The following is a 19317-nucleotide window of genomic DNA, read 5'->3' as shown; positions in this document are numbered from 1 at the left end:
GGCCCTGGGGTTGGGGTTGGGTCCGTGGTTTTTCAACTGCGCGGGTAATTATGCCGGGGGGGCCCTGGCCGGCCGGGGCCCCCACGCCCTGCCGTGATCATAGTCATCGGCTCGTATGTCCAGGCAGACGCGGCACCGACAGGATCCGGGGCGCACTCCGTGACAGGGCCGGTCATGTGAAGTGATGGCTGTCCGCCCGGACACCACATCGATGAAGTCTGTCGGATTTCACCACTCCCATGCCTGCCACCTATTAAGTAGGGAAAGGATCAGGATCGTGTCGCGAACCACAATGGAAAAATCCATGCCCCGGCCTCGCGGGAACCAGCTCGGATGCTCCGGTCACCGTGCTGGCCGTCCGGGATGTGTCCGAAAGTTCTGTCCTAGCGACCTTCGGCGTGCTTGCCCGGCCATGAATACAGCCCGGGCAGACGGTTGAAGCCCTCCAACTCTCCCCGGTCCGCCCTCTCCCAGGCGCATTCATGGCTACCGGACGCGTGGGCGATCGAGGCCAGCATGAGCGCGACGCTCTCTCTGTTTACTACGGTCACGATTTCAGCCAAATTCACGGGAACGCCTTCGGCTATGGAGGCCGCGAACATCAGGAACGCCCATTCACCGTTGGAGAAACGGCCGGCATGTTCGGGGATCGAGGCGAAATCAATCCACGATGCGCCGCTGAATTCGTCCGTGCCGATCCAGGGATTGCCGGGCGCGGCGAACCGGGCTCCAAACCCGCGGAGCAGCAGTTCGGTGGCCGCCTCGCAAGGGAAGGAGCCTTTGGCCCAGGCCCGCAGCCCGTCGGCATGCGTCACATTCGTATGATCCTTGTCGTTACGTTGAAGATCTGCCGCGCCGGTCATGGGGATCCATCGGTTGATTCGTTTCCTACTTCTCGGTTTTCGATATCGGGCACGCCCTGACTTGCAGGACCGAGTCTCATCTGAGCAGTGGAACCTCGGTCCGAAACGTGCCGCCAACACGGATCCCTACGCCACACACCGGCTCGATGAAGGCGGCACGCAGTCTCAGTCGGGCCAGTTGGCGAGGGCTCAACCGGATTGATCTCCTCGCCGACGAAATTATCCCTGCGTGTCGGGCAGGTGGATGACTCCAAAAGTTTCGCCCTGGGGTGCTCGCAGGATTGTCATCCGCCCGAACGGACTGTCCATGACGGGTATGACGAGGGTCCCGCCCAATTCGCGGGCTTTCGCTGCGGTAGCGTCGACGTCATCGCTGGCAAACCACGCCAGCCAGTAGTTGGGTGCACCTTCGGGAAGCTGCGTGTCGTGGTGGATGCCACCGACTTCTTCACCGTCTGAGAACCGCTTAAACGTGGAATAGACAAAGCCGTCACCGTCAATGTCCTTGTAGCTAAACCCGAAAACCCTTGCGTAAAACTCGCGGGCCGGGCCGTAGTCGCGTGTGTGCAACTCATTCCAGCACAATGCCCCGTGCTCGTTGACTCGTTCTGCGCCGATGTGAGTCCCGGCCTGCCAAATGCCAAATACCGCGCCAACGCTATCGGCGGCGATCGACATCCGGCCGGAGTCCATGACATCAAACGGCGGAGCGACAAGGCTCCCGCCCGCTGCGGCCACCTTCACTGCAGTGGCATCTACGTCGTCGGACCCAAAATAGGTGGTCCAGACGGTGGGCATCTCCGCATTCTGTTTCGGCCCTAAACCTGTCACCGATTTCCCGCCAAGATGAGCAAGCAAATACCCTCCGGAATCCCCACCACCGGAGGAGTACTCCCAGCCGAACAACTCGGTGTAGAACGCCTTCGCGGCATCCAGATCAGTGACTCCAAGATCAGCCCATGTCGGCGTACCCTCGGGCCATTTTTCAATACGAACAGGCATCTTCACTCCTTCGACTCGCGCCACATCCCGTAGCACACCCACTGTGCGAATTCCCCGGAACCGGGAAATTCGCCTCGGGGGACACAAGGAATCCGCTAAAACTACGGACATCCTTACAGTGGCCTTCAGGCAGATTTCGTGCCGCAACTCCAATGCCGATTTTCAAGAATTCTCCGAGGGCCCGACCTCCCAGAAACGGCAGAAACCGCCCACTGCTCTACAAGCCCGTGGTCTTGCGGCGTCGTCGTTCGTTGCGGCGAAGCTGCAGGATTCGCGCTCCGCCTGCGATTGCCACGAGTATTCCACCTCCGACGGCGGCCATGAAGAACGCGATTCCCTGGGCCAGGCGTCCTTCCCATCCAAGGAATTTGACCGCGATCACGTCTTGGTTTTGGATGAAGAAGATTATCAACAGCACCATCACCGCAAGACCGAACGCTACGGCCCCCCAAATGACTGCTGTCCTGGTGACCTGCTTGCTTCGATCAGCATCACTGGTGATGGGTTCGGGGATTTGGCCCCCGGACGGTGATTCTGGCCGAGGAAAGGTATGCCCGGGGTCCGCCGGCTCTTCTGAAGTCATGAGGCTATTCTCCCTCGTCTGAGGCTTACCATGTCGCTGCGCTTGGTTGGATCCCGCGCGAGACGCAAGGGGTTCGACTACTCATCCTCCCCACGACCAGCTTGCCCGGCCAGTGCGGTCACCATGGTGTTCAAGACTGCGGCGACGGGGACGGCGAAGAAGGCACCTGGGATTCCAGCGAGCACGGATCCGCCGGCCACGGCGAACATCACCGCCAAGGGGTGCACTTTCACGGCATTGCCCATGATAACGGGATGTAGAACGTGGCTTTCGATCTGGTGCACGAGGAGCACGACGGCGAGCATCGCGACCGCAACGATCCACCCGTTGTAGACAAGTGCGATGAATACTGCGACGGCGCCGGTGGCGATGGCGCCGACCACAGGGATGAAGGAACCGAGGAAGACAAGGACGGCAATCGGGATCGCGAGCGGCACCCCGAGAAGCGCGGTGCCGATTCCGATGCCCACGCCGTTGATGAGCGCGACGAAGATCTGAACCTTGGCAAATGATCGCAGCGTGGCCCATCCTGCCTTGCCTGCGTGGTCGAACCGTTCGCGGGCCCGCCGGGGGACGAGCCGAGTGAACCACGTCCAGATCCCTACTCCGTCGATGAGAATGAACAGTGTCGCAAACAGTGCCAGAGCGGTTCCGGCGGCGATTTCGCCGACACCAGAGCCGAGTGATGCTAGGCCGGAAGCGATGTCTTGTTCGTTCGCCTGCACCGACTGGAGGGCATCACCGAGGAACCGGTCGAGATCGGTGGATGAGGCGCCGAACGGAGACGCAAGGAGTTCCTCGCGAAGGTCCCCCAGGAACTTGGTACTTTGCAGCCCAAGACCACTCAGGCTCGACGCTACCTGGCTGATCACCAGCAAGAGCAATCCCGCGATGACGGCGAGCATTCCCCCCTCGGTGGTTGTCACTGCCAGCCATTTCGGCCACCGATGACGAACCAGCATGTCCTTAAAGGGAACCAGCATCGCCGAAAGCACGATCGCGACGAAGAACGGAACTGCAATCACATGCAGTGTCACCACGAGGTACAGCAAGACGCCGACGACCGCCGCGATAGCGAGCAGGCGCCACGACCACTCCCCCGCCACCTGGACGCCGACAGGGACCCCGTCAACGTTCCGTGGGGCTCCAACTCGCAGCGAGCGACTGCTCCCGAACCTGACCGCCGGTCCACGAGACCCAGGAACGCGCATCACACGCTTCATGCGACCGCCTGGGTTGTTGGCCTTTTCCGAGAGCGGGGCAACTGCCGTGGGGTTCATTGTTCATCACCATTATCTGTACTGTTGTCTGGCTTATACCGTCGCTGCCTGCTTTTCCCATGGAAGTGCCATAGACCGCCAGCCCCGAATTCCGAGGCTCTGCCGCTCCAAATGACCAACGGCATACCTAAGATCAAGGGGGGAATTATGGTCCGCATGGTTCCCCCGATGTCTTTTAGCTCGAGAAAAACAGCCTTGCACCTTGCACAGCCATCAAGATGACTCCGGATCTTCGATTTCGTCGGGCTGGCCAGACCACCACGTAGGTAGGCCCCCAATTGGGACGCAACTTCTGAGCATTTCCTCCGGTCCGTCTCCATGACATGGAATTGCAGGTACTGCCGACGTAGCCCTTCCCGGGCTCTTGCGCCGAGCGTTGAGACTGCATTGGGTGAAAGCCCCATGATCGGTGCTACTGCGGCCGGTTTCATCCCTTCCACATCCAAGTACCAGAGCGCTGACTGCCAGCGTTCCCGGAGGGCGCGATAGGCACGGGCAATTGTCAACGATTCGAAGGCTTGAATGATGGGATCCTCGTGGATCACCTCCTGATCAATCATTTTGTCGACGTCCGCCGGCACGTTTCGGCGTGCCTTTATGTTTGTGGCGTGGGCCAGTCTGGTGACAGTCGAGAGGAGGTACGCACGGAAAAACTGGTCCGGGCCTTTGCCGTCCTTGAGGCTTTTTAGTACAGCTTGGAATGCTTCTGCGACAACGTCGTCTGCGTCACTGGGGTTGTCGACATTCATGCGCGCAAACGAAATGGCAGCGGACATGTGCCGCGTGTACAAGCCTTCATAAGCTCCGGCGTTCCCGGCACGGACCAAAGCGATGAGCTGACCGTCGCTGGTCGGGACCGCCTTTGCAAATCCATGTGCCATCGGTTCCCCTATTTCAGGCCGAGCTCGGAGGCGTCGTGCGAAAGACGGTGTTTTGCCAGCCTTTGTGGGAGGACCTGTCCTGGCTGAACACCACGTGTTTGATGTTGGTGTACTCCTCGAGGGAGTAGGCGGACATGTCTTTACCGAACCCCGAGTCCTTGTAGCCGCCGTGTGGCATCTCGGAGACTATCGGGATGTGGTCGTTGATCCAGACGCAGCCGGCCTGGATTTCCTTGCTTGCCCGGAGGGATCGGCCGAGGTCATTGGTCCAGGCGGAGGCGGCGAGCCCGTACGGGGTGTCGTTGGCCAGCCGGATTCCCTCATCGTCGGAATCGAAGGGCAGAGCCGTCAGGACCGGGCCAAAGATCTCTTCTTGCACGATCGGCGAATCCTGGGCTGCATCAACCACCAGGGTCGGCCGGTAGAACGCTCCGGCAGCCATTTTGCCGCCGGGTGCTTCGCCTCCTGCCAGGATCCGCGCACCGTAGCCTCGGGCGCTTTCGACAAAGCCGGCCACCTTGTCCCGGTGGGCGTGCGTGATCAGTGAGCCGAGATCCGTGCAGTCCTTGGCGGGATCCCCGACGATCATCTGGTCCATCAGTTCTGCCACGCGGGCCGTGAAGGCCTCGAACATCGGCCGCTGGATGTAGGCGCGGGTCGCCGCAGTGCAGTCTTGGCCTCCATTGATGGTCGAGGCGGCCACGGCGCCGTGAGCGGCGGCTTCCAGGTCGGCGTCGTCGAACACAAGGAAGGGGGCCTTTCCGCCAAGTTCCAAGTGCACTCGTTTGGCCGTTTGGCTGGCGAGTTCCATGATGCGCCGTCCGACTGCAGTGGAACCGGTGAATGACGTCATTGCCACGCCGGGGTGTTTCACCAAGTGCTCGCCGACGCCTTTGCCTGGGCCGGTCACAATGTTGATGACCCCTGGTGGAATGCCTGCGTCGCGTGCGGCCTCCGCGAAGAGAAGGGTGGTGCCTGGGGTGAGCTCGGAGGGCTTGAGCACGATCGTGTTGCCTGCAGCTATGGCAGGCAGTATTTTCCAGCCTGCCATCTGAAGCGGATAGTTCCATGGCGAGATGGAGCCGATGACGCCGATGGGTTCGCGGCGGATCATCGAGGTCCCTCCCGCCCCGTACTCGCCGGCGGCCAACCCGCGCAGCTGACGGGCGGCGCCGGCATAGAACGACGCATTGTCCACGGTGCCCGGGACATCGAACCCGCTGGACATACGGATTGATTTGCCGGTCTGGGAGGTTTCGACGGCGGCAAGTTCGATAGCGCGTTTGTCCAGTTCGCCGGCCAGCCGGTGGATGGCGTCTGAGCGTTCGCCCGGCGTTCGACGCGACCACTCGGTGAAGGCGCGCCGGGCTGAAGCGATCGCCGCGTCGACGTCGTCCGTGTTCGCGTGGCGGATGGTTTCGGCGACTTCGCCGGTGGCCGGATTGATTCGTTGTGCCTCCTCGCCGTTGCCGTCGCGGTATTCGCCGTCGATGAATTGGTGCATCATTCTCCCTAGGTCAGGTGTGCTTGTTTGGTTCGCTGCTGGGGGTGAGGTAGACCTTGCGGAGGGTCTCGTGGACGGTCCAGGTGGTGCGCATGCCCGCGTTCAAGCGCATGAGCGCGCCGGGACCCAGAGGGAGCCTCTTTGCTTCGCCGGTATCGTAGTGGATTTCGAGGGTGGCTCTGCCTGCAGTGACCAGGAAAAGTTCTTCCACCTCGAGGTCATGCATGCCACCGGTCGTCATTTCCCAGGTGCCGAGTTCGAGGCCGGAGAAGGTGCCCAGCGATTGGATCCCCGTGGTTGGCGCGCCAGAGGCTGTTTGCCCTGGCGGCACCGCTTCGTGCGGCAGGGTCAGTTCACCCACGTTCACCGGGGACCCTGGAATCAGTTCCGGATCCATCAGGAGTCAAACCCCATTCCGACCGCGTCCATGAGTTTCAGCCAGGGCCCGCGCCGGCCCTTGTTGCGGTCCGCTCGAATCATCGCGGCGGTGGTGATCTTCACTCCGAGCCACGCCAAGGGCTCCGGTGGGAAGGGCAGCGGCCGCTTTTTAACCATCCTTAGCTGCGTGCGTTCGTTGACGGTCCCGGAGAGCAGGTCGAGCATGACGTTTGCTCCGAACCGGGTGGCTCCGACGCCGAGCCCTGTGTAGCCTGCGGAATAGGCGACACGGCCGTGATGCGCTGTGGCGAAGAAGGCGAAGAACCGGCTGCAGGTGTCGATGGCTCCGCCCCATTTGTGGGTGAAGCGGACGCCGTTCAGCTGGGGGAATGTCGCGAAGAAATGCGCGGCAAGCCGCTCGAAGGTTTGTTCACGCTGGTCGTGGTCCGGGTTGAGGGTGCGGCCGTAGTAGTAGATCGCGTCGTAGCCGCCGAAGAGGATGCGGTTGTCTTCGGTCAGCCGGTAGTAGTGGAAGCGGTTGCTCAGATCGGATAGCCCTTGCCGGTTGGACCAGCCGATTGCTTCCAGCTGTTCGGCGCTGAGCGGCTGGGTCATCAGCGTGTAGTCGTAGACCGGGACTGTGTGAAGGCGTGTTCTTTTGAGGAGGGATGGGAACACATTGGTGGCAAGGGCAACCTTGCCGGCGGTGACTGTTCCGGCGTCTGTGGCTAGTCGGATACCGTCTGGTGTGCGGGTGAGGCCGCGGACGGTTGTGTGCTCATATATTTCAACCCCTAGTTCCAGGCAGGCGCGTTGCAGGCCCCACGCGAGCCGGGCGGGGTTGAGCATCACGCTGCCCTTCTTGTCCCATAACCCGGCTTTGTAGACCGGTGAGTCCACTTCCGCACGGACCGCCCGTTCGTCGAGGAAGAGAATGTCCGGGTTCTTGCCTTCCTCGGCCTGCAGCCACGCGATCTGGTGATCCTCTGTAGCGACGTCCAGGGTGCCGGTCCATTCGAATCCGCAGTCGATGCCGTATTTGTTGACGGTGTCTGAGATTTCCTGCAGGTTTTCCAGTCCTAGCTCATGCAGACGGTCAGATTCGTCGGGAAGGTGTTTCTTCCCGTTGTCCTCGCCGTGGGTCAAGCTGGCATCGCAGAAGCCGCCGTTCCTGCCGGACGCGGCCCAGCCGATGCGGTTGCCTTCAAGCACCACTACCCGGCGGCCGGGGTCGCGTTCCTTGGCCATCAGGGCCGTCCAGAGTCCGGTGTAACCGCCGCCTACGACGGCCAGATCCGTTGCGGTGTCCGAGGCCAGTGCCGGCAAAGGCGCTGGACGGTCCGGGTCATCGAGCCAGTACGGAACTGTGGAGGCCCCGGCGAGCGCCTGGGCAATGTGGTACCTGCTGATGGTTGATTCGGCGGTGTCGTAGGTGGTCACGGCGGGTCTCTCCGGGTCTGTTGGGCGCCGATGGTCACGGCGTGCGGGTGGAGGCGGGATGAGGGCTGATTACTGTGAAATCGCGTGCAGGCTCCGGCGCGGTTTCGGGATTGAGTCGATGAGGAGTTGTGTGTAGGGGTGGCCCGGATGTTCCAGCAAACCTGCTGTGGCACCGGATTCGACCACGGCGCCTTGCTTCATCACGGCCGTGGTCTCACAGACGCGCCGGACGACGGCAAGGTCGTGACTGACGAAGACAAGGGTCAGGCCCCGTTCCCTTCTGATCTCGTCTATGAGGTCAAGGACCTGGGCCTGAACCGAGACGTCCAGGGCGCTCGTGGACTCGTCGAGCACCAGGACCCCCGGGGCGGCCGCTAGGGCCCTGGCGATCGCGACCCGTTGCCTTTGCCCCCCGGACAGGGTCCGGGGTTTGGACTGGGAGTGCTTTTCAGTCAGCCCGACCCTGTCTAGGAGCGTCAGCACCCGCGCCCTGGCCTCGACACCGCGCAAAGTCGAATGAAGCCGGAGCGCGTCTTCGATTGCTGCCCCCGCAGGGATCCGGGGGTCCAGGGAAAGATAGGGGTCCTGAAAAACGATCTGCACTGCCCGGGCTCGCTTCAAACGTTCCGCCCGGCTTCGGGGACGAGTGGAACGGCTCACTCCGTCGACAAGAATGTCACCGCTGTCGGGGCGTTCAAGTCCGACCAGCATCCGCGCGAGCGTCGACTTGCCGGACCCCGATTCCCCGACAAGGGCCAGTGCTCCGCCCGGCGGGACCCGGAACGACACGTCGTCGACGGCGCGAATATCCGCTCCCCCCCGAATCGCGTAACACTTGCTGACCCCCCGGGCCTCAAGAGCAGGCTCAGCGGATCCTGCCGACGGCGCGCGGCCATGGCTGGCGGCCGCGGAGCTTCGGCGACCGGAAACGGAGGGGATGGTCGGCGTTGCCGCGACCAGGCGTTTGGTGTAATCGGCCCGGGGGCTGGTGAAGATGGATAGTGCGCTCCCGTACTCGACGATGCGACCCGAATGGATGACGTAGACCCTGTCACACAGGGCAGCGGCGAGGTTCAGGTCGTGCGTGATGAACAGCATGCCCATGCCGCGGGTCTCTTGTTGTTTCCGGAGCACGTTGATGATTTCCGCCTGGGTGGTCACATCCAGTGCGGCCGTTGGCTCGTCGCAGACGAGCAAGGCCGGTGCGGCAGTAAGGGCGCCTGCGATCATGACGCGCTGCAGCATCCCGCCGGAGAGCTCATGCGGGTATTGCGAGAGATGGGACTCCGGCCGTGGCAGGCCCACGGAACGAAGCAGCTCAAGCGCGCGCTCATCAGCGTCTGCCTTGGACCACCCCTCGCACAGCCGCAACGACTCCGTGAGGAAATCGCCGATTCGGCGGACCGGGTTCATTCCTGAGCGCGGATCCTGGAAGATCATCGAGACTGTGTCACGCCTCCGGTCAAGAGCTACCGACGGAGGACAGCGGAGCATGTCCGTTCCGTCGAGCAGCACGGACCCGCTTGTCCGGGCGCCCCCGGGCAGGAGACCGAGTACAGTCCGGGCGGTCAGTGACTTTCCGGAACCGGACTCGCCGACAATCCCCACAGTTTCCCCCGCGCCGACATTCAACGAGATCCCATCCAACAAGCGGCAGGACGGTTCCGACGGCAAGTCAAGGGTCAGGCCGGAAATTTCAAGCAGGCTCATGGCTGACGCCTTCCACCGATTCGGTCGGAGAGGTTTTCTCCGATGATGTTCATGGCAATCACGACCAGCACGACGGCGATTGCCGGGACCAGGGCCGGCAACGACTGGCCGCTCATCAATGCGCCGCGGCTGTCGTTGATCATGGCGCCCCAGTCCGCGGCCGGCGGCTGCACGCCCAGGCCAAGGAACGACAGGGAGGCGAGGTCGGCGAGGACGTATCCGAAGTTCAGTGTTGACTGGGCGCCGACAGTCGGCATCACGTTGGGCAACACCCGTTTGACGGCGATCCAGCAGCCGGCGAATCCCTGGACCCGGTAGGCCGTCACGTACGGCCTGCCGCGTTCAGAGACGACAAGCGATCGGACAAGCCTGGCAACGTAGGGAATGTAGGCGATGGTCATGGCTGCCACCGGCGCCGTGAGCCCCTTGCCGAAGATCGCGACCGCAAGAATGGCCAGCAGCAGTGCCGGGAACGCGAACAGCAGGTCGAAAACCCTGCAGAGAACAGCGTCGATCCAGCCTCCGAACCACCCGGCAAGGAGCCCGAACCCGATACCCAGTGCCGTCGAGAGGAGGACAACGAGAAGCGGTCCCAGCAGGGCGGTCCGTGCCCCGAACATCATCCGGGAAAGCGTGTCACGGCCGACGGCGTCCGTCCCCAACCAGTGCGCGGGCGAGGGTGCGGAAAGGACGTTGCCAAGATCGACGAAGTCGGGATCGTAGGGGGCGATGAGCGTGGCAGCAGCGGCGGCGATGACCATGACCATCGCGAGGATGATGGCCGCGGTGAAGAGGGGGTTGCCGCTTCTCGGACGGAAGTGGCGCGGGACGGCACGGGTGAGCGGGAAGGTGGTCATCGGGCTGCTGCACCTGCCATGCTGCGGGGGTCGATCACGGGCGCTAACAGGTCCACGACCGTGTTCATCGTCACGAAGATCACCACGATGAGGAGCACGATGGCCTGCACGACCGGGAAGTCGAGCCGGTCGACGGACTGGACGAGCAGGGAGCCGATGCCGGAGAGTCCGAAGGACTGCTCCACGATCGAGCTCGCCACGAGCAGTCCGGCGACGAGGACACCGCTGACAGTGAGAATGGGACCCAGCGCGTTCCGCAGCACGTGGCGGCGGATGACGTGTCCTCTGCCTATCCCGCGGCTCACAGCCACCTCGACGTGTTCCCGGCCGAGCTGTTCCAGCATCGAGGTCCGTGTCACCCTGGCCACGAGCGCCACGAAGGTGGCGGCGAGGGCGAGGGCCGGGAGCACGAGGTGATAAAGGGCATCCAGGAACCCGTTCCCGCTGCCGAAGGACGGGAACCAGCCAAGCTGAACGGCGAAGAACGCGATGAGCACGATGGCGCCGACGAAAGACGGAATGGCGGCTAGCCCGGTCGATGCCAAGAGTATTGCCTGGTCCGCGGCCCTCCCCTGGTTCAGGGCCGCGGTGATGCCGGCGGCCAGGCCGAGGATCCCGATGATCAGTCCGGCCAGAGCGACGAGTCCGATCGTAGCCGGTGCCCGGGAAGCGATCAGGGTGCTGACGTCTTCGCGGTATTGGAAGGACCGGCCGAAGTCCCCGTGAAGAACATTGGCAAGCCAGTCGACGTATTGCTCCGGGACGGGCTTGTCGAGCCCGTATTGGGCGGTCACGGCGGCAACAGCCTCCGCGCTCGGGCTGCGTCCGCGCAGTAAGAAGCTGACCGGGTTCCCGGGGACAAAGTACATGGAGCAGAAGACCAGGATGGACGCCGCAAACAAGGTCAGGGCAAGGGATCCCAGCTTTTTCAGGATAGGCAGGATGGTCATTTCAGGGCTTTCGCTGTCCGGTCCGGCTAATTGGCGCCGATGGCGGCAGCCCAAGGGGAGTACAGGTAGCTGATCGACGGCGACACTCCCGTGATGCGGGAGCCGAGCCACACGGTGGTCGGTACCTCGTAGAGCGGCAGCCACGGCAACTCCGTATTGGCGATGTGCTGGGCCTTTGTCGATTCACGGGCACGGTCGGTGGGATCGGAGATTCCGATCGCCTTGTTGACGGTCGCGTCGAAGTCCGGGTTCGACCATCCGCCGTAGTTGCTGGCCTCGCCGGTGCGCAGGACGGCGTACATTTCGAGGGGATCGGCTATGGAGTTGTTCCACATTGTGAAGAACAGATCGATGCCTTTGCGAGCGGCCGGGTCGGTGAACAGGGTGGTGTATTTGGCCGGCGGAATCGTGTCGATGCGCGGTTTGAGGCCGATCGAGGTCGCAGCGGCCGCAACCGCCTGGGCGACGACGTCGGCTCCGGCGTAGATCGGTGAGGTGGCGATGACGATTTCCTTGTCGGTCGCACCGGCGTCGGCGACAAGTTTTTTGGCGGCGGCGATATCGACCGGGTAACTCTCCAGACCGTTGAACGCGTTGTCCGCGACCCCGCCCTGGGCTCCGTTCCAGACGGAACGAGTGGTGAGGGCGTCAGTCACTTTCGCATAGCCTTGCTCTCCGGCCGCTACCAGGCCGCGGCGGTCGATCGCCATCATGAGGGCTTTGCGGACACGCTGATCCCCGAGAGGGCCGCTCATGTTGCTGACGACTTCGTCGGCGACGGTGGTGTTCAGACCGAAATAGAGTTTGCCGTTGGGGGATGCCTTCAGTTGGTCGATGGCATTCGACGGGATGAGCCAGCCGCCGTCGACTTCTCCTGACTTAAAGGCATTGATGCGGGTGTTCGGATCGGACAGGAACACAAATTTCACCTGTTTGGACTTGGCCAGCAGTGTCTTGTCCCAGTAGGCGTCATAGCGTTTGAGCGTGATGCTCGACCCTGAGTCCCACTTCTCGAGCGAGAACGGGCCGGTACAGTTCACGCCTGTGCCCGCGTTTCCGTAGTTGGCGCCGTCCTTGGCGAGGGTCGCGGCGGACTCCACTTCACCGGGGATGGACGCCATGGCGAGGTTGAACTGGGAATCCGGGGTGCTTGTGGTCACGGTGACTTCCATGCCGGACGTCTGTTCGATGGAGGACACGTTGGCGAAGGCGACGGCCCACGGTGAGCCGACGGCGGGGTCGACGTGGCGTTTGAGCGATGCCACGACGTCAGCCGCCGTGAGAGGCGTGCCGTCGTGGAAGGTGACTCCGGATCGGATGGTGTAAACCCAGGTTGTCGGGGTCGGGTTCTCCCACTTCGCTGCGAGTCCCGGGGAGATGCTGAGGTCGGGGTTGGTGCGCAGCAGGGACTCGCAGACGTTGCTGAGGACCTGGTCGTCCGGGAAATCGTAGGCGTGGGCGTAGTCGAGGGATGATGGTTCCGCGTAGATCGACCAAGTGAAGGAGTCCAGTTGTCCTGACGGTGCAGGGGTGGTACCGGTCAGTTCGTATGCCGCGGTTTTGCCGGTAGTGGTCACGGCCGGGGCGCAGGCGGTGAGGGCCAGTGAACCGGCGGCGAGCAGAGCCGTGATGGTAAGAGTGCGGCGGCGCGGGGGACGCCGCGTGCTGCGGGTGCCGGGGGCGTGCGGGAATATCTGTGGTGTTGTAAGCATCATGTTCTCCGGGAGGGTCAGTGGGTGCCGGGGGCGGCATAGACTTGTTCGCCGCGCACCCAGGTCGAGACGACGGCGGCGGTGTGGATGTCCGTAGGGGCGAGCTCGAACGGGTTGGGGCGGAGCACTGCGAGGTCTGCGAAATAGCCTTGGGCTATAGCTCCCGTGTTGTGGTCACGGTGGTTCGCGTAGGCGGTGCCGGCCGTATACGCGGTCAGCGCGGTTGCAAGGTCAAGCCGTTGAAGCGCATCGCCGAGCACCTCGTCCGAAGAACCCGGCGCCACACGATTGACGGCGACGTGGATGGCCCAGACAGGGTTTGCGCTTGATACCGGCCAGTCGCTGCCTGCCGCCAGGCGCGCTCCGCTGGCCAGCAGCTCACCGAAGGGATAGTGGCGCGCTTCCGCGCCGGCCGGCAGGAACGGCAAGGTGAGCTCGTCCAGGTGGGTTTCGTGGCAGGCCCACAGCGCCTGCATGTTGACGACGACATCGAGTTCAGCAAACCGGGGGGCGTCCACCTCGCTGACGAGCTGCAGATGGGCGATCTGATGCCGGTTTCCCTTGGGGCCGTTGGCCAGCCTGGCGGCCTCCACGGCGTCGAGCGCCTCGCGGACGGCACGGTCGCCGAGCGCATGGAAGTGCACTTGGAATCCGGCCGCATCGAGAGCTGTCACGTACTCCTTCAGCCGCTCCGGGTCAATGAAGGACAGCCCTGCGTTGTCCGTGCTGTGGCCGTGATTGTCCAGATAAGGAGCGGTCATGGCGGCCGTGAAGTTTTCCGCGACCCCGTCCACCATGATCTTGACCGTTCCGGCCGAGAAGAGTTCCCCCGGCAGTTCGGCGGCAACGCTGGAACGGCGTTCGATCAGACGGGGTATCTGCTCGAGACCGGGTTCACGCTCCCACCACAGCGCCCCGACGACGTGTGCTTCGAGTGTTCCCTCCGCGATGGCCCTGCGGTATGTGTCGAGCGTGTCCGGCGCGCCGAACAAGGCTCCCACGGCGGCGTCCTGCCAGCCCGTGATGCCAAGGCTGAAGAGTTCTTCCTGGGCGCGGAGCAGCCCCGCGTAGAGGAGATCGCCGTGCACCGCCGGGCGAACCTTGTCGAAGAGGTTCATTGCCCCCTCGTGCACTGTGCCGGCGGGGTAACCGTCAGGCTCCCGCTCAAGACGGCCGTCAACCGGGTCCTGTGTCAACGCGTTGATGCCGGCTAGTTCGAATGCGCGGGTGTTGGCCCAGACGCCGTGGTGGTCACGGTTGGCGAGCAGCACGGGACGGTCCGGCACGATGGCATCGAGTGCCTGCCGGGTCGGGGTGCCGCCCGGAAAATGCTCCATGGACCAGCCGCCTCCGAGGATCCATTCGGCCTCCGGGTTCTCTGCTGCGTACCCGTCGATCCTGGCGAGGGAATCGGCCGCGCTCTGGGCTTCGGTGAGGTTGCACTGCAGCAGTTCCATGCCGCCGGACACCGGGTGGACGTGAGCGTCCTGGAAACCGGGAATCAGGAGCCCGCCGTCGAGGTCCACGATCTCAGTCCCGTCCGTTGCCGTCGTGAGGACGTCGACGTCGGGTCCGACCGCGGTGATGCGTCCTTCCGACACAGCCACAGCCAGTCGCGCCGGTGCGTTCGATCGGGCGGTGAAGATCCATCCGCCTGTGAAGATTAGGTCTGGTTTTGGCGCCACTTGAGCCTCCTGGTGTTGCATGCCTTGTCGCATGGCCGGTCGTCAGATGTGACATTAGCCACAACACAACCCTCATGTCAACACTGTTGACTTTGCCGTTGACATCTAGATTGACCATGCAATACTGGTGACTAGGGACGGAACATCGTGCTTGCCCGCGCCGAGGATCCTCCGCCGCGGGCGATTGTGTGTACTGCTGTCAGTCGAAGCTAGAAGGAGTGGTCAAGTGGTGGGTTCTCTCGTGGAACAACAGGGGACGGCGAGGGCAAAACAGCGCCTGGACCCCGAGTCGATCGTCGCCGCGGGACTGCAGATCGCAGCGAAACCCGGAACGACAACGGTCACCGTCCGGGAATTGGGGACGCTGCTCGGCGTTGACCCGACGGCGATCTATCGGCATTTCCGCAACAAAGAGGACCTCATGGGGGCACTTCTCGACCGGTTGTTCTCGATGGGGCTTGACCGGGTGACGGCTCCGCGCGAACAGTGGCGGACCCGCCTGACCCAAATGGCCTCGGCCATGGTTGACCTGTTCACCGAGTTTCCGGCGATCGGCGCCGAATCGATTCTGATCAACGCCCAGGGCCCGGCAGAGCTGGACACCATCGAATTCATCCTGGACGCCCTCAACGTCGCCGGACTGGAAGGGCAAGACGCCGTACGCCACTACGCTTCCCTGTCGACTTATGTTCTGTCTGTTGGTGCCGGAATCGCCCGGGCGCAGAGTTCACGCAACGGGACCGCCAACGATGAACAACAATCCTCGTGGCTGGGCCGCTCACTTCCGGTGACGGCCGCCTCGCATCCATACATCAATGCGGTGCGCGATCAGCTGCTGGGGTTGAGCGACCGCGAGGTCTTCTTCCTTGGCGTGGACGCCCTGCTCGATGCGGCTGAAGCGTCTGCCATGCCCCGTAGCCGGTAGGGCGGCCGTTTCGCACACGATCCCGTCAACCGGGTCCTCAGGCTGGCCTTACCGGCTGGCACTATCCCCCGCCCGAAGCCAGACCGCACCGCCAGCCCGAAAGGCACCCGAATGAGCTCTCACCGCAACATCGCCGTCATCATCGGCGGCGCCCGCACCCCGTTCGGCCGCTTCCGCGGCGGCCTCGCGTCCCTTTCCGCCAGCGAGCTGGGAGCCCACGCGATCCGCGCCGCCCTGGAACGGACCGGTGTCAGCCCGGAACAGATCGACGCAGTGATCGTCGGCCAGGTCATCCAGGCAGGCACCGGCCAGGGCCCGGCCCGGCAATCCAGCCTCGGCGCAGGCATCGGCTGGGACGTTCCCACCGTGACAGTGAACAAATTATGCCTCTCGGGCCTCACGGCCGTGATCGATGCGGCACGCATGATCCGTGCCGGAGAAGCCGATTTCGTGGTCGCCGCCGGCCAGGAATCCATGACCAACGCCCCTCATCTGGTCCAAGGCCTGCGCCGCGGCCTCACCGTCGGAGACACCCCCATGGTGGACTCCCTGAACCACGACGGCCTCCAGGACCCCATCAGCGGTGAGCTCATGGGCAGCGCCACCGACGCCGGAAACACCGCCCGCGGGATCGGCCGCGAAGAACAGGACAAGGTGGCCGCCCGCTCGCACCAACGCGCGGAAGCAGCCCGGTCCGCCGGCATCCTGGCTGAGGAAATCGCCCCCGTGGAGATCCGGCAACGGAAGGGGCCCGCCCTGGTCTTCTCCGACGACGAGGGCATCCGCCCAGGCACGACGACGGAAGCACTGTCCCAGCTCAAGCCCGCGTTTGCCAAAGGCGAGAATGCGACGATCACCGCCGGGTCCTCGTCACCGCTTTCGGACGGCGCCGCCGCGCTGATCATCGCCAGCAAGGCCGCCGCCGAAGCGCTTGGCTTGGCATGGATCGCCGAGATCGGCGCCCACGGCCAAACGGCAGGGCCTGACGGATCCCTTCACTCCCAGCCATCACGGGCCATCGAATCGGCGCTCAAGCGTGAAGGGTTGACTGCCGCCGAACTGGACCTGATCGAAATCAACGAGGCGTTCGCCTCCGTCCTCATCCAATCCGCCAAAGACCTCGGCATCGACACGGACCGCATCAACGCCGAAGGCGGTGCAATCGCGCTCGGCCACCCCGTCGGCGCCTCCGGGGCTCGCTTGGTACTGCACCAGGCCCTGGCTCTCCAACGCCGGGGCGGCGGAACCGGCGTCGTCGCCCTCTGCGGCGGGGGCGGACAAGGCGATGCCTTGCTCCTCAAGGCGTAGCCCCACCCGACCGAATCTCCAGACTAAGGAATCCCCATGCAAACACCCACACCCGAAGATAGCTTCGGCACCATCTCCGTGGCGGCTATCCTTGCAGAGTCAGCCGCCCGCACTCCGGATGCCACGGCCATCGTCGTCGGAGCCGAAGAAACCACCTACCGCGCGCTCTGGGAACAAACCCGCGCCTACGCAGGCGCCTTGAGAGCCCGAGGAATCGGTCCCGGGGACCCCGTGGCCCTTCTCATTCCGAACGTGGCCGACTTCGCCCGCGCCTACTACGCGGTCCTTGCCCTTGGCGGAATCGTTGTTCCGGTCCATGCGCTGCTGAAAGCCCGCGAGATCGACTTCATGCTCCAAGACAGCGGCGCCAAGTTACTCATCTGCGCCGCCCCGCTGCTCGGTGAGGGAGCGAAAGGCGCCGCGCTGGCCCGCGTGGGGATACTGACCGTTATGGCGCCGGAGGACCCTCAAGGCCTGCCCCGACTTGAGGCGGAAGCCGCCGAATCAACGCCGATTCAGCATTTCGTTCCGCGCAAACCCGAAGACACCGCCACCATCCTCTACACCTCCGGAACCACCGGCAAACCCAAAGGCGCGCTCGGTACACACTTCGCCCTCGTGGAACAAGTCAACGTACTGCTTACCAGCACCTTCGACATCCGACCCGGCGACAGGGTCTTCGGAGGCCTGCCCCTGTTCCACACCTTCGGCCAGACCTGCGTGCTCAACACAAGCCTCCGGCGGGGTGCCACGGTAGTCATGTGTGAGAAATTCAGCGGAAACACGGCGCTGGAACTAATGCAGAAACACAAGATCAACATCTTCTTCGGTGTGCCCACCATGTACGTGGCACTTCTCGAAGCAGCCAGGACGAACCCCATCCGCCCCGACACGCTGCGCTGGGGCGCCTCCGGCGGCGCCGCCCTGCCGCTGGCCGTGATGGGCAAGTTCCGTGAGGTATTCAACGCGGACATCCACGAAGGCTACGGCCTCACCGAAACCTCCCCCGTGGCCAGCTTCAACCATGTAGGCACCACACCGCGGCCCGGCACCGTCGGAACCCCTCTCTGGGGGGTCGACATCGAAATCGCCCGGCCTGAAATCACCGACACCATCGAACTGCTGCCCCGCGGCGAACTCGGCGAACTGGTGGTGCGCGGACACAACCTGTTCAAGGGTTACCTGAACCAGCCGTCATCCACCGCCGAGTCAATGGTGGACGGCTGGTTCCGCACGGGAGACCTGGGCACCAAAGACGAAGACGGCTACCTGCGGATCCTCGACCGCAAAAAGGAAATGATCATCCGCAACGGCTACAACGTCTATCCGCGCGAAGTCGAAGAAGTCCTCAATCAACACCCGGACGTGATCAGCGCAGCTGTCTTCGGGGTCCCCCACGAGACGCACGGACAAGAAGTCGCCGCCGCCGTCGTCCTCGCTCCCGGCAGCACCATTACCACGGAACAACTGACCAAACACGCAAGCGCCCAGCTGGCGGCCTACAAGTACCCTCGGATCATCAAGATCCTGACGGAACTCCCACTGGGGCCAAGCGGAAAAATCCTCAAACGCGAGCTCGCCGCACAGTACACAGAAAACCCCGTCCGTCCCGTTCCCTCTTAGCAGGTTGGCTGACCGGGTGGCAGGGTCGAACTTCGGGAGAATGACGTCATGTTCCCGTGGTTGCGGACACAAGGTCCGTGGCGGTGTTCCCGCTGTGAACACCCGGCGGCCGAGGCCGCACCATTTTCCAAGGAGGAATCCAGTGTTGTCGTTGAATGAGATGAATGCCCGGATCCGGAGTGGACACCTTCTTGTTCGCCCGGCACAGGAGTGGGACGATCTTTCGGCGGCGCTGACGCTCGCCCGCAAGAGCAAAGACACGGATCTCGTGGAGCGCATGCAGGACGCGCTCCTGCATTCTTGGCAGAGCGTTGCAACCAAAGTCCTGGCCGATACATTCGACGCTGCCGGGATCGCTGTGACATCCGCAACCCATCCATGGGGCATCGCAACGTTCTCCGCATCAGGGAACAGTTGTGAACCTCTGCTTTGCGAGGAAGATTCCGGCGATGGGCTCTCGGCAACTACTATCCAACCGCAGTTGCTTGACTTCGAATCGGTAATGAACGGCTACGTTCGGTGTTTAAACAAACTGCAGGCAGTTTGATCTCCAGCGGCTGCGAACCTTGTTCGCAGCCGCCTTCGTTGACCTTGCAGTCAGTGCCCCGGCAGTGAC

Annotated in this window: 17 protein-coding genes; 4 read left to right on the top strand and 13 right to left on the bottom strand. The window is 63.4% G+C overall.

Annotated features, from left to right (window positions below; translation table 11 throughout):
- Positions 1-383: 383 nt before the first annotated feature.
- The 13 genes from OOZ51_RS08590 to OOZ51_RS08530 form a co-directional block, all read right to left on the bottom strand.
- Positions 384-863 carry a hypothetical protein gene (locus tag OOZ51_RS08590; protein WP_265978920.1) on the bottom strand — a complete coding sequence of 160 codons (480 nt, stop codon included), beginning with the start codon at positions 861-863 and terminating at the stop codon, positions 384-386.
- Between the two features lie 219 nt (positions 864-1082).
- Complete coding sequence (locus tag OOZ51_RS08585; protein WP_265978919.1) at positions 1083-1865, bottom strand: VOC family protein; 783 nt, start codon at positions 1863-1865, stop codon at positions 1083-1085.
- A gap of 217 nt (positions 1866-2082) precedes the next feature.
- Positions 2083-2448, bottom strand: coding sequence for a LapA family protein (locus OOZ51_RS08580; protein WP_265978918.1), 366 nt, complete (start codon positions 2446-2448; stop codon positions 2083-2085).
- Positions 2449-2525: 77 nt separating this feature from the next.
- On the bottom strand, positions 2526-3728 hold the full coding sequence (locus tag OOZ51_RS08575) for an AI-2E family transporter (RefSeq protein WP_265978917.1): 1203 nt from the start codon (positions 3726-3728) through the stop codon (positions 2526-2528).
- A complete protein-coding gene (locus tag OOZ51_RS08570) occupies positions 3725-4609 on the bottom strand; it encodes a sigma-70 family RNA polymerase sigma factor (RefSeq protein WP_265978916.1) in 885 nt (294 codons plus the stop codon). Before OOZ51_RS08570 ends, OOZ51_RS08575 begins: the two co-directional genes overlap by 4 nt.
- A 13-nt stretch (positions 4610-4622) precedes the next feature.
- Positions 4623-6113 carry a gamma-aminobutyraldehyde dehydrogenase gene (locus tag OOZ51_RS08565; RefSeq protein ID WP_265978929.1) on the bottom strand — a complete coding sequence of 497 codons (1491 nt, stop codon included), beginning with the start codon at positions 6111-6113 and terminating at the stop codon, positions 4623-4625.
- Between the two features lie 13 nt (positions 6114-6126).
- On the bottom strand, positions 6127-6510 hold the full coding sequence (locus tag OOZ51_RS08560) for a cupin domain-containing protein (RefSeq protein WP_265978915.1): 384 nt from the start codon (positions 6508-6510) through the stop codon (positions 6127-6129).
- On the bottom strand, positions 6510-7931 hold the full coding sequence (locus tag OOZ51_RS08555) for an NAD(P)/FAD-dependent oxidoreductase (RefSeq protein WP_265978914.1): 1422 nt from the start codon (positions 7929-7931) through the stop codon (positions 6510-6512). The genes OOZ51_RS08560 and OOZ51_RS08555 overlap by 1 nt, the downstream gene beginning before the upstream one ends.
- A 69-nt stretch (positions 7932-8000) precedes the next feature.
- Positions 8001-9641: a dipeptide ABC transporter ATP-binding protein gene (locus OOZ51_RS08550; protein WP_265978913.1), complete on the bottom strand. Its 1641-nt coding sequence runs from the start codon at positions 9639-9641 to the stop codon at positions 8001-8003.
- The gene (locus OOZ51_RS08545) at positions 9638-10498 is read right to left on the bottom strand and encodes an ABC transporter permease (protein WP_265978912.1); all 861 of its coding nucleotides are present in this window, start codon (positions 10496-10498) and stop codon (positions 9638-9640) included. The genes OOZ51_RS08550 and OOZ51_RS08545 overlap by 4 nt, the downstream gene beginning before the upstream one ends.
- Entirely contained in the window at positions 10495-11448 is a 954-nt protein-coding gene (locus OOZ51_RS08540) for an ABC transporter permease (protein WP_265978911.1), read from the bottom strand. Before OOZ51_RS08540 ends, OOZ51_RS08545 begins: the two co-directional genes overlap by 4 nt.
- Positions 11449-11474: 26 nt before the next feature.
- Entirely contained in the window at positions 11475-13160 is a 1686-nt protein-coding gene (locus tag OOZ51_RS08535; RefSeq protein WP_265978910.1) for an ABC transporter substrate-binding protein, read from the bottom strand.
- A 17-nt stretch (positions 13161-13177) separates the two neighbouring features.
- Positions 13178-14845 (bottom strand): amidohydrolase, encoded by a 1668-nt coding sequence (locus OOZ51_RS08530; protein WP_265978909.1) that lies wholly within the window; start codon positions 14843-14845, stop codon positions 13178-13180.
- 226 nt (positions 14846-15071) lie between these two features.
- Between OOZ51_RS08530 and OOZ51_RS08525 the strand changes: the two genes are divergently transcribed.
- The 4 genes from OOZ51_RS08525 to OOZ51_RS08510 all read left to right on the top strand — a co-directional run bounded on the left by OOZ51_RS08525 (position 15072) and on the right by OOZ51_RS08510 (position 19248).
- Positions 15072-15770 (top strand): TetR/AcrR family transcriptional regulator, encoded by a 699-nt coding sequence (locus OOZ51_RS08525; RefSeq protein ID WP_265978908.1) that lies wholly within the window; start codon positions 15072-15074, stop codon positions 15768-15770.
- A 111-nt stretch (positions 15771-15881) separates the two neighbouring features.
- Positions 15882-17078: an acetyl-CoA C-acetyltransferase gene (locus OOZ51_RS08520; RefSeq protein WP_265978907.1), complete on the top strand. Its 1197-nt coding sequence runs from the start codon at positions 15882-15884 to the stop codon at positions 17076-17078.
- A 36-nt stretch (positions 17079-17114) separates the two neighbouring features.
- On the top strand, positions 17115-18701 hold the full coding sequence (locus OOZ51_RS08515) for a long-chain-fatty-acid--CoA ligase (protein WP_265978906.1): 1587 nt from the start codon (positions 17115-17117) through the stop codon (positions 18699-18701).
- Positions 18702-18843: 142 nt separating this feature from the next.
- Positions 18844-19248 carry a hypothetical protein gene (locus tag OOZ51_RS08510; protein ID WP_265978905.1) on the top strand — a complete coding sequence of 135 codons (405 nt, stop codon included), beginning with the start codon at positions 18844-18846 and terminating at the stop codon, positions 19246-19248.
- Positions 19249-19317: the final 69 nt, after the last annotated feature.

Origin of the sequence: Arthrobacter rhizophilus, assembly GCF_026241105.1 — a bacterium.
GTDB lineage: Bacteria > Actinomycetota > Actinomycetes > Actinomycetales > Micrococcaceae > Arthrobacter.
This window is presented reverse-complemented; position numbering and strand designations above follow the sequence as displayed.